This window comes from Desulfurella sp. (assembly GCF_049977265.1).
Lineage (GTDB): Bacteria > Campylobacterota_A > Desulfurellia > Desulfurellales > Desulfurellaceae > Desulfurella.
This window is the reverse complement of the sequence record NZ_JBMFGQ010000046.1, coordinates 1-10,387: the sequence shown is the minus strand read 5'-3', so window position 1 is coordinate 10,387 and position 10,387 is coordinate 1. Positions and strand designations below refer to the sequence as shown.

General features: G+C 33.5%; 8 protein-coding genes and 1 pseudogene. 1 reads left to right on the top strand and 8 read right to left on the bottom strand.

The window, feature by feature from the left end; genetic code table 11:
* Positions 1–273 (top strand): annotated as a pseudogene (locus ACP5FO_RS07690) (hypothetical protein); the annotation flags it as partial.
* A gap of 112 nt (positions 274–385) precedes the next feature.
* On the opposite strand, the gene ACP5FO_RS07685 reads toward ACP5FO_RS07690, so the two are convergent.
* The 8 genes from ACP5FO_RS07685 to ACP5FO_RS07650 form a co-directional block, all read right to left on the bottom strand.
* The gene (locus ACP5FO_RS07685) at positions 386–1,432 is read right to left on the bottom strand and encodes a tetratricopeptide repeat protein (RefSeq protein WP_025392295.1); all 1,047 of its coding nucleotides are present in this window, start codon (positions 1,430–1,432) and stop codon (positions 386–388) included.
* Complete coding sequence (locus tag ACP5FO_RS07680) at positions 1,401–2,624, bottom strand: GumC family protein (protein ID WP_428157305.1); 1,224 nt, start codon at positions 2,622–2,624, stop codon at positions 1,401–1,403. Before ACP5FO_RS07680 ends, ACP5FO_RS07685 begins: the two co-directional genes overlap by 32 nt.
* A gap of 9 nt (positions 2,625–2,633) precedes the next feature.
* Positions 2,634–3,143 (bottom strand): hypothetical protein, encoded by a 510-nt coding sequence (locus tag ACP5FO_RS07675; protein ID WP_428110670.1) that lies wholly within the window; start codon positions 3,141–3,143, stop codon positions 2,634–2,636.
* A gap of 52 nt (positions 3,144–3,195) precedes the next feature.
* Positions 3,196–3,516, bottom strand: a complete 321-nt coding sequence (locus ACP5FO_RS07670; RefSeq protein WP_428157304.1) for a hypothetical protein — start codon at positions 3,514–3,516, stop codon at positions 3,196–3,198.
* A 66-nt stretch (positions 3,517–3,582) separates the two neighbouring features.
* A complete protein-coding gene (locus tag ACP5FO_RS07665) occupies positions 3,583–5,652 on the bottom strand; it encodes a YjbH domain-containing protein (protein WP_428110672.1) in 2,070 nt (689 codons plus the stop codon).
* A gap of 43 nt (positions 5,653–5,695) precedes the next feature.
* Positions 5,696–8,104 (bottom strand): SLBB domain-containing protein, encoded by a 2,409-nt coding sequence (locus tag ACP5FO_RS07660; RefSeq protein WP_428157303.1) that lies wholly within the window; start codon positions 8,102–8,104, stop codon positions 5,696–5,698.
* Positions 8,105–8,135: 31 nt separating this feature from the next.
* Positions 8,136–9,230, bottom strand: a complete 1,095-nt coding sequence (locus ACP5FO_RS07655) for a glycosyltransferase family 4 protein (RefSeq protein ID WP_428157302.1) — start codon at positions 9,228–9,230, stop codon at positions 8,136–8,138.
* A gap of 123 nt (positions 9,231–9,353) precedes the next feature.
* On the bottom strand, positions 9,354–10,082 hold the full coding sequence (locus tag ACP5FO_RS07650) for a YdcF family protein (protein WP_428110675.1): 729 nt from the start codon (positions 10,080–10,082) through the stop codon (positions 9,354–9,356).
* Positions 10,083–10,387: the final 305 nt, after the last annotated feature.

Below are 10,387 nucleotides of genomic sequence, written 5' to 3'. Positions count from 1 at the left end.
GAGCAAATTGCAATAATGAAAACTAATGTTTTGTTTTTAAGAGCAAAATACAGAGATTATTATGATTTATATTTTTTGATAAAAAAATTTGGGATACAAAAGGTTTATGAAATGTCCAAAGGTGTAGTTGAAGGTATAAATTTTAAAGTTTTTGCAAGCGCTTTATTATACATCGATGATATCGAAGATGAAAAAATAAATCATCTTCAACCTAAAGAAAAATTAAGTTTGCACAAAATCAGAGAATTCTTTGAACAAGAACTGAAAAAATAATATAAGAAAGAAAACTTATTTATACGATAGCTGTTTGTGCTAGACATAATAGAAAATGGATATAGTAAACTAAAATCTAAAAAACATTATTCTAATGATCCAAAATCAAAACTCAATTATAAAAACACTCTAAAAGATTTCTGTAAAATGCTTTTAAATTCAGTTTTATAGTATTTATTAAACTTTCATCTGAATCATTTTTATACAATTGGGACAAAAGATTTGAGACGCTAAGATAATCTTTTTTGTCACCTATGGATTTATAAATGTCTATAGCTTTTGTTAGGTAATCTTCTGCTTTTTTATAATTGCTTTTGTCTAAGTATAACATGCCCAGATACTCGTAAGCTCGAGCCTGCCAATATCTATTGCCAATTTTTTCAGCTAAATCTTTGCCTGATAACAAATATTTTTCCGCATCGGAATAGTTTTTTAATAACCTGTAAATATTTCCTAAATTAAGTTTGGCTTGTGTTTGCCCCAAAAAATTTCCATTTTGTTCGAATATATTTAAAGATTTTTTCAGATATTCAATAGACTTTTGATATTTTCCGTCATTTGAATAGACTACAGCTATATTGTTGTAATTAACTGCTTGGCTATCTTGGTCATTAATTGATTTATTGATGCTTAAAGCCTGTTGGAAATAATCTAAAGATTTTGCGTAATCACCTTCCAAATTATACATTTCACCTAAATTATTTAATTGAGCTGCCTGGCCATTCATATTTTTTAATATTCTATAAAAATTTAGCGATTTTGTGTAGTAATAAATCGCATTTGTTTTATCATCTATATTCTGGTATGCAATACCCATTAAGTTTGATGTTAAAGCTAAATTTTCTATGGAAGTCGACATATTGTAGGCAGTTTTAAAATTTTTCAGTGCTGAATTAAAATCAGATACATTAAGATATGCTTTTCCAAGACATATATATGAATATATGTCTTTAGGCTGCCAAATTACAGCTTGTTTACCGGCATCTATAGCTTTTTTAAAATCTTGAAATTGTAAATAATTAGAGCACTTGAGAACATAATTTTCCTTAGCTGTAACTGTCTGCCTTAATAAAACAAAAATCAAAATACAGTAAAGAGCAATTGCGATAGCAAATCTAATTTTTGTTCTATTGATTTTTTTTCTTTCTAAGCGAAGCATACTGTTTGATCAATTGCATGCGTTCTTTGTTTTCTTCATCTTGCGAAGCTTTTTCTATAAACTCTTTAAAAAACGCTACAAATATGGATAGGAAAAATGCGGCAAAAGTAGATACTATAACAATTAACGCTCTTTTTGGGCTTATTCTAATTTGCGGCGGAGTTGCTTTGTCAATGACCTGAATTAAAGATGCACCTTTTGCTTCTTTTACAGATGCTTCTTCATATAGCTTTAAAAGCATCTCGTAGACTGTTTTTCTAAAACCAAGTTCGCCTACAACATTAGTATACTTTCCATAAAGGCTGGGAATTTTACCCAATGGTGTAATTGCATTATTGCTATTATTTGTGTTTGATTCAAGTGCTGAAAGTTGAGATCTTAAGCTAGATAGGGTAGCCTGCGCTTTCTGGTAGGCTGGATTATTAGGGGTTGCATATGTTCCCATTGCTGCAATTTGCGCTTCTTGCACCGCAATTTGCGCTTTAAGGTTAGCAATACTTGCTATAGAAGCTTTTGTTTGTTCGCCAAGCTCAATAACGCCAGTTTTTTTCTGGAAATTTTCTACATTTTTTTCTGCTTCAACTAATTTTATATAAGCTTTTTTAAGTTCACTCTCAAAAAATTTCCTATCAATGCTGGCCTTTGTAATGGCAAGGTGATTATTTAAATCCCTCAATGCAGCCACAAAAGCATTAGCAATTTGAGCTGATCTTGCTGGATTTTTATCTTTATAGCCAACTGTAATGATGCCTGTCTTTGCATCGATTTGAACATCCAAATGTTTAAGTACAGCTTTTCTTGCCGAATCAATATTTTTTGCTTTATACAGCTTCATTAGGTTAAACTGCTTGATAATTCTATCTACAACAAAATCACTTTTTAGTAAATTTTCATAAATTTCTGATGGATTTTTAGCAGAGATCCCTAACCCCACTGCTGCAGCAGCAGTTTGAGCAAATGCTGAGCTCAGAGATGATTCTGCTCCTTGAGGGGGCATCAAAGTAGTTTTAGCTTCATATACTGGCGTCATCAAAAGACTTATTATTATGCTCAATACAGCAACGCCAAATGTTATGGAAAATATAAGTTTTTTGTGCTTCAGTAAAACAATAAATAAATCAAGGAGATTTATTTCATCGTCATCCGAAACGTTTTGATAACCCAGATTGTTTTTTTCCTGATTTTCAACCATTAAATATTTCTATATCCCAAAAGTTTCAATTAATCCAACTTTCCAACTGCCATTTTCTTTGTACATTTTTAGATCAAAAGGCTCTTGAGCCTTTTTGTATTTTATAACAATTATTGCTTTATTTCCATCAAATTTTACTTTTTCCCAAACACTTTCATTTAAAACCATGTTTGGATCAAATGCTTTTAAATATCCAGACCAAAAAGATTGAGCAATAGGCCCATCGGATTTAAAATCTTCTTCAATCGATGATTTCGAATAAGTTTTTATTTTAGATTTTAAAAGATTTTTGTAAACGCTTTCAATGATTTTATCCTTAGAACCGCTGCTCAAATTAGCCCACACTGATTTAAAATCTTTATTTTGCATGTTTTCAAAGAATGAGTTGGCAACATTTAACACTGCATCGACTTTTTCTCTTTGCTCATAATCAGCATAAGACACTTTAGGTATTAGAGTAATAAAAGAAAAGATTATAAGTATACAAAGAACTAATGTTTTTTTTACAAACCAACCCATCTTAAAATTCCTAATAAAACCTTTTAAGTATAATTTACTGACAGCTCAACTTTTAATGGTGAGCTGTTGTAGTTACCGTGCTGCTGCTACTACTACTGCTTCCACTTGCTGCTATTGCTACACCTGCGACTACAGCTGCACCCGCTGCTATAGCTGCAATAGTGCCGGCGCTAACTGTGCCTGCTGCTGCTGCGCCTGCGCCTGCGCCAGTTGATGCTGCAACCGTAGATGCTGGTGCCGCCGCCGTTGTAGGTGCTGCTGAAGAAGCAGCTGGAGCTACTGTTTCAGTTTGTGCAAATACAGTTGTTGCCATACTCCCACCAAGTAGCAAAACTGTCGATACAATACTTAAATATTTCTTCACATTTTTCATAGAAAACCTCCTTCAAAAACTTCATTTTTAAAATTATAAGCTTTTTTTTATAATTTTCAAGAAAAATCATCTCGCAAAATCTCTGTAAAAATCTAATTGTGTATTTCTGTCAATATAGTCAAAAAGCTCATCATAATGGCTTATGTCTTGTGCCACATCCCTGGTCCAGGGCTCAAGAGAATAGCTGTAAACACTTTTTGTGTCTTTGCCTTCAAATAATCTCAATGGTATTGAAACAGATACCCCGAAATTATGGTATCCCCTATTGTACTGATCAGTGAATATTGATGTATTTGTAAAACTATACCAAGCAGACAAAACAACACCATTTATAAATTTAGAGACTTTAATCAAAGTTCCAATATCGCCTGCTAGAAATCGTCCCGTTTTTAAATCAACATACATTTGTGTATTTGGTATGTTATAGCGAAGGTTTAAGAATTCTGTTGAGTAGTATTTTTTGGCATAGCTTTTATGAGAAAAGCCAAAAGGATCATTAATAGATCTTTTCTTTACAAGGCTTCCGCTTATGCCAATCAAAACTCTTCCGTGAAACAACGGTTTTGCTATTTCAGCGTCTAAGCCTGCATATTCAGTTTCCAATAGTCCAACAGCACCTCTTGCGTAAATATCATCTGGAAATTTAATAATTTGATTATACAAAAGTCTGCTTAATGCAAGTTTTTTTTCAAGATATAAAGGGTAATCGCTCCTTACTGGTATTGATAAAGGCTGATTTACAGTAGAAATATTGTTAAATGGATAGAAATCAACTTGCGATACAATAGTTGCTCCTTTAAAAGGGTAATACTTTACTATGCCGTTTAATCCAAATCTGTATCTGAAAAAGCCAGAAGGATCGTTTAAGAAGTTTTGCAAAGATGGATTTATTTCATAGCTAAACTGTCTATGGTACTGTTCTGGAGCATTAATATTTTTTGTTACGTTGGTATTTAGCTTTGATAAATATAAAAATTCCCAGGTTTTGAGTTTGTCGTTTATATAGTCGTCGATATCCTGCTTTGTTGTGTCAAACTGCAAAATTGGCACATCGTTTCTTGACAATATGATATGGACTTTGTTTATTTTTTTATCCTTTTTTTTAACGCTTGCTATAACCTGGCTTATAACCTTGATTGCCTTTGGAGTGTAAAAATACACATCGTTTTGAGCTTCAACCCACAGATTGCCGTTTTCTAGTTTTATTCTGATATTGCTAAAACCAGATTGGCTAAGAGCGCTTGCAAGCCTTGTTTCAAAATCGCCAATGGATTGATCTACATAAGGATACTCAACAATATGGTCTTGTATAGGTCTCATTGGCTTTCCTATATCAAATGGCATGGAAATATTAACGCCAAATTGATTTCCTCTTTGATAACTTAAATCTACTTCAATCCATTTTACAGGGTTTAATCTTAAGCCGACATTGTAATGAGATCGAGGAGGGTGAGATAAAAAATAATCGGCTTGGGCTGGATCAGAGGTATCTTTAGTATATTCTATTGGGTCATATTCCAACATCAATGCCCACTTATCAGAAGGGGCAAATTGCACACCCCAGAAAAAATTTGAATCTTTAAGCCACGCTCTTGGGTGTGTAAACATCTGCATTGAAGAAAAGTGACCACCTGTTGGTGGCAAAGGTATTTTTCCAAGTCTTCCGTTGCCTAAACCTACAGTAAAATCAAATGGATAAATTTGTTTGCTTAAGACAATGTATTGAGAAGAATACCTGCGCGACTGACCATAAGGGTCAAGTAATCCAATAGCTACAGCTGGTGTATATTTTCCTTCTTTTTCAATCTGATATTTTATATCTATTGACTTATCTTTGTAACTACCATAGCCTGATTCGCCTGGACTATGAAAAGGTATTAAACCAAGGATTTCTGTAACTAAAGCATTTATTTCAAGACCTTTTAGAGGACTTAGTGTAATGTAGTAGTGTACATAGGGACTTACCCTGTTTACACCTATTCTATAAGTATCTTCTTTCATAACTCTTGCCGTTGGTATGGACATTAGTCCTGTTACTCCATAATTGTTTGGTGCATGCAAAAAGTTATCAAATGCATATGAATTTAATGGTATAATAAAAAAAAATAAAACCGCAAAAAAAACCTTATATTTCATGCGAAGTTTTAAAGCAGCAAGATAAAGCCAGTTTGGCTTTATCTTAGTATAAATGTATTGCCACACCAGCTGTGACTGCTATGTTCATCAATATTTGGGTTATATCTTTAATATTTCTAAGCCATGGAAACTCTTGGAGTTTTTGCGGCACTATAATGGTATCTCCAGGCCATAACCTGTTGTCTTCTTTAGCAAAGGCTGCAAATTCCCACCTGTCCTTGTATGGATTCCAGCTCACAAGTCCATGAGAGACCTTTACAGCAGAACCGTTGGCTCTATATACATAGACATCTTTTGTATCTGCATAGCTTTCATAGCCTCCTGCCATTTCTATGTAATCTTTCCATGTATAGTGTGGATTATACACATAACTGCCAGGTGACATAACGGCGCCAACAACATTTACAACATCGTTTCTAACAGGAATGTATAAGCTGTCGCCGTTTTCTAAAGGTATATCCTCACTTGAACCTTTTAGAATTCTTATCGGGGCAAGGTCTATTGTTACCCTTCCGCTTGCTTTGACAGATCTCAAAGAGGCTATTAGTGCCTGCGCGTTTGCGAGTGTAACCTGAGCAGCTTGTGCTGTAGTTGAAGAAACAGCTGTAGAAGCAGTTTGGGCATTTGATGCTAGAAGCTGCTGCTGCAGTCTATTTATCATCAAATCAATGCTTTGCTGCTGAATTTTTTGCACGCTTGCTCTTGTAAAAACTGCTCCTCTTAAGTAAGCATCTTTGGTATAACCGCCGGCTCTTTCAAGCACAGACGATAACCTTTCTCCTGGCGTAATCGGATATACGCCTGGATATTTAACCTGTCCGCCAATGTAAACATACTCGTAAGGATGCCAGTTGGGAATAGTTCTTACAAATATATAGTCTCCTATTTCAAGTTTAATATTATCTTTAGGATCATCTTTAAGTGCTTTTGCTAAATTTACATAAAACCTCTCTACTTTTGGGCCTTCTTGTGTAATTGAAGTTCTGGTAATTTCAGCTTTATCTGAGGCATAGTAGAGCAAACCTCCTGCTCTATCTATTACGGTTTTTAAAGTCGTTACATTTGGTTTTATGGCAAAAGAGCCAGGCATTGCAACTGCTCCTTCAAGTTTAACAGTATTCAATTCTTCGGGAACAGAAAATATTTTAACAAGATCTCCGCCATGAACTATAAAATTTGCTTCGGGGTGTTTTTTTAATGTCTCTAAGTTTCTAAGGTCTTTAAGGCTATCTTCAAAAACCATACGAACCTGATGATCAACTATCCTATAAACTTGCACTCTGCCTGTGAAAGCAAAGCTTTGAAGACCCCCCGCCATTTCTATAAGGGCAAGAATTGAGGTTCTGCCCTTAAGTTCATAAATAGCAGGGTCCTTAACAGCGCCTGCAATAGCAACTTCTGGACCAATTGGTGGAATGTAGATTACGTCTCCAGGCTGTAATCTTATGTTACCTGTCGTGTCACCGTATATTAGAAAGTCGTACATATCAAAGTGTGTTATTGTTTTTCCATCTCTTTTAACCTCGATATTTCTCATGGAACCAATTTTAGATGGACCGCCGCATGCAAAAAGCGCGTTAATTAGGGTTGATAAAGAAGACACAGTATAGCTTCCAGGGTGTGCAGCATAACCTACGACATATATAGTCATAGTTCTTAATGAACCCATTGTTATATTTAAATTGAAATTTTTATAGTATTTAGAAAATGCATTTTGTATTACACCTTTTAATTCAGAAAATTTTAAACCAGCTACACTTACAACTCCAACGCCTGGTATATTGATGTTTCCATCTCTATTTACAGTTAGAGTTAAATTCTCATTTATGCTCCCCCAAACATCTATTTTTATCTGGTCATTTGGACCAATAATATAATTTGGGCCGACGGGAACACTCATTAGCGGTGCAAATGTGGATGGAGGGCTGATAAATAGATTATAACCAAATTGTTTAAGATTTTTTACGGAAACAGATGAAGGTAAGCTTCCAGATATAAACTCCTCAAATGCAGACGGCTTGCTTAAAGGAGTTAATGCAGGATTTGTTATAGTTGTAGAAGTTTTACCATTAAGTAATGAACTTTGCATTTCTTGCTGGGCTTGATTTAATTTGTTTTGTTCTGGTAGTGTTTGCTGTTGGAACTGAGAAACAGAAGGATTGGAGTATTGCGATTGAGGAGCAGTTTGCTGTGATCGTGCAAAAGGATTAGTTTGCGAGCCTTGGTTCTGCTGTTGAAATTGAGAAACAGAAGGTTCACTTGAAATCCCAGATTGAGATTGTTGACTTGTTTGTGATTGAGAAAAATGTCCTTCAGGCATTCCAGCATTATTCTGACTTGATGTTTGAGTTTGTCCTGCAGAATACAAAGGTGTTATCTCTACACCCTGAGCATATGCAAGCCCCGATAAATAAAACAATAAGCTTAAAACTAAAAAGATTTTTCTAAGCAAAACACACCCCCACTTTACTTTTTACAAAGTATTACAATTTATTTGATTTATTAAACTTCATTATTCTACTAATTTTAAATTTCACAATAGACCAGTATAAGCCAATATACATAAACATAAAAATGATTGAAAACACAATAAGCACTTTAGCATCGTTCCAGAATAAGATTGCAGGCAAAGCGCTAAAAACTGTTAAAACCCACAAAAATGGAGAAGTCATTGAATTTCTATAAAGAATTTTTTCTGGGTTTGAACCAATAAATAGCGGTGTCATTCTTCTAAAAACAAGTGTATGCAAATGAAGTGCATCTGCTTTACCAACTGATGATTTTTTAATGATTTTTCTTCTATACATCGAAAATATTGTTTCAAAAATTGGATAGATACACAAAAGCAAAGGAAAAAAAGCAGATACCTGCTTGTGTCTTACAACAATCAAAACGGCTACCTCCGCAGCAATAAATCCAATAAAATAAGCACCGCCATCTCCTAAGAATATTTTTCCAAGAGGATAGTTTAGCAAAAAAAATGCAAAAATGGAAAATATCATTGCAAAACAGACATACACTATATACATGTCATTTAGTTTGAACGCAACATAGGCAAAACCAAGAAAGATTATAATTGACACAAATGAAGCCAAACCATTGTATCCGTCTATTATATTAAAAGCATTTGTCACCCCACTAACAGCAATAAGCGTAACAATAACCGCAACGGCTTTAAAAGAAAACAATTTATCAACAACACCCAGGTCTAATCTGTTTAATAGAGCACCTAAAAATAAAATTCCAAGACCAGCGGATAATGTTATAACTAGTAAGCGGTAAATTGGTTTAACTTTTCTTGATATATCTTCTGTTAAGCCTACCAAAAAAGCGGGTGTAGCGCAAAGCGCTAATAGTAAAAAATCGCTTTCTTTTCTGTGAACAAAAAGCAAAAAAGAAATCACCAAAAAAGCCAAAAAAATACCAGTGCCCCCAAGCCTTGGTGTTAAGCTTTTGTGAAATTTCTGTGGCTCGTTGTTTATTTTATCTAAACCAATAGAGAGTTTGTTTGAAAATACTATAATTAAGAAGTCAACCAATGAACAAACCAAAAAAGCGATTATAATATATTTTAGCATAAAAGCCTACTTTTCTTTAAATAAAATCAAATCAGCTCTTTTAATGATTTACAAAATTTAAAACTGACCTAAAACTACATTATACACTTTTCTTTTAAAATTTAAAGCTTTTTTAGTAAAAAATTAAAGAAAAAATACTAGCTTGTAGTATATGTAGCCTAAATATTCTCTTAAAGCTTCGGTTGATATAACAAGATTCCCAAGTGTTGGTAAATAACTATAAACATTATAGGAATGACTTTCTTTAAAATCAACAGGATAGGGTATAACATCAAGATTATGCTTTTTAAAAAGCATAACTGCACGTTTCATGTGATAAGCGGATGTAACTAAAATAATTTTTCTAAAATTTTGCTTTCTGCAAATTTTGGCCGTATAAATTGCATTTTGGTTTGTATCAAAACTTTTGTTGTCAATAAAAATATCTTTTGAGCTAACGCCCATTTGTTCTAAAATTTTTTTTGCAATATTTGCGGTTGATCTTGTGGAGGTTGCATATCCTCCAGAAAAAATAATAGGCAAATGCAGCTTTTTATATAAAATATAACCACCAACTAAACGGTTAAGAGAATCGCCATCTAATGTATTTTTGTTATATGATCCTGCTCCTAAAACCACTATTGCATTTGCATGAAGGTTTTTGGGTATTTTATAAGATTGCTCAAGCGGTGATACAAGCATATTCTTTACGGGCGATATAGACGCAAGATACAAAACAACAGCACAAAAAAGACTCAAATAAAACACGAACTTTTTCTTTGTCGAAAATAAGGATATAACCAAAAAGGCGATTATTATTGAACCTGGTGGAAATATGGCGTATTCTATAAGCTTTTTTGCTGCTTCAATCATAATCATGAAATTTTTTTAATAAACTAACTAGAAACAGCCGTTTGACTATAATTTTAAAAAATACAGTATTTAGTTGATTTCGTTTATTTTTTAACCTGTTGAAAAAAGTGTTATGCTGAAATTGTTTTTCTAATATTGAAATATCTTTTTTGAGACCACAAAAATGATCAATTAATGTTTCTACAATTTTGTCTTCGAAATTTTTTCTCATAATTTTTTACCATATAAATTGCCTTTTAACCCACTTGAGCTTTTGTTAGACAGTTTATTGTTCCTTTACAAAGCTTTGGGGCTGATTCTATAAT

Excerpts from the sequence above, each read along its gene's own strand:
- ACP5FO_RS07685 (WP_025392295.1), bottom strand. The coding sequence starts at position 1,432 with ATGCTTCGCTTAGAAAGAAAAAAAATCAATAGAACAAAAATTAGATTT.
- ACP5FO_RS07670 (WP_428157304.1), bottom strand. The coding sequence starts at position 3,516 with ATGAAAAATGTGAAGAAATATTTAAGTATTGTATCGACAGTTTTGCTA.
- ACP5FO_RS07665 (WP_428110672.1), bottom strand. The coding sequence starts at position 5,652 with ATGAAATATAAGGTTTTTTTTGCGGTTTTATTTTTTTTTATTATACCA.
- ACP5FO_RS07650 (WP_428110675.1), bottom strand. The coding sequence starts at position 10,082 with ATGATTGAAGCAGCAAAAAAGCTTATAGAATACGCCATATTTCCACCA.
- ACP5FO_RS07680 (WP_428157305.1), bottom strand. The coding sequence starts at position 2,624 with ATGGTTGAAAATCAGGAAAAAAACAATCTGGGTTATCAAAACGTTTCG.
- ACP5FO_RS07655 (WP_428157302.1), bottom strand. The coding sequence starts at position 9,230 with ATGCTAAAATATATTATAATCGCTTTTTTGGTTTGTTCATTGGTTGAC.
- ACP5FO_RS07675 (WP_428110670.1), bottom strand. The coding sequence starts at position 3,143 with ATGGGTTGGTTTGTAAAAAAAACATTAGTTCTTTGTATACTTATAATC.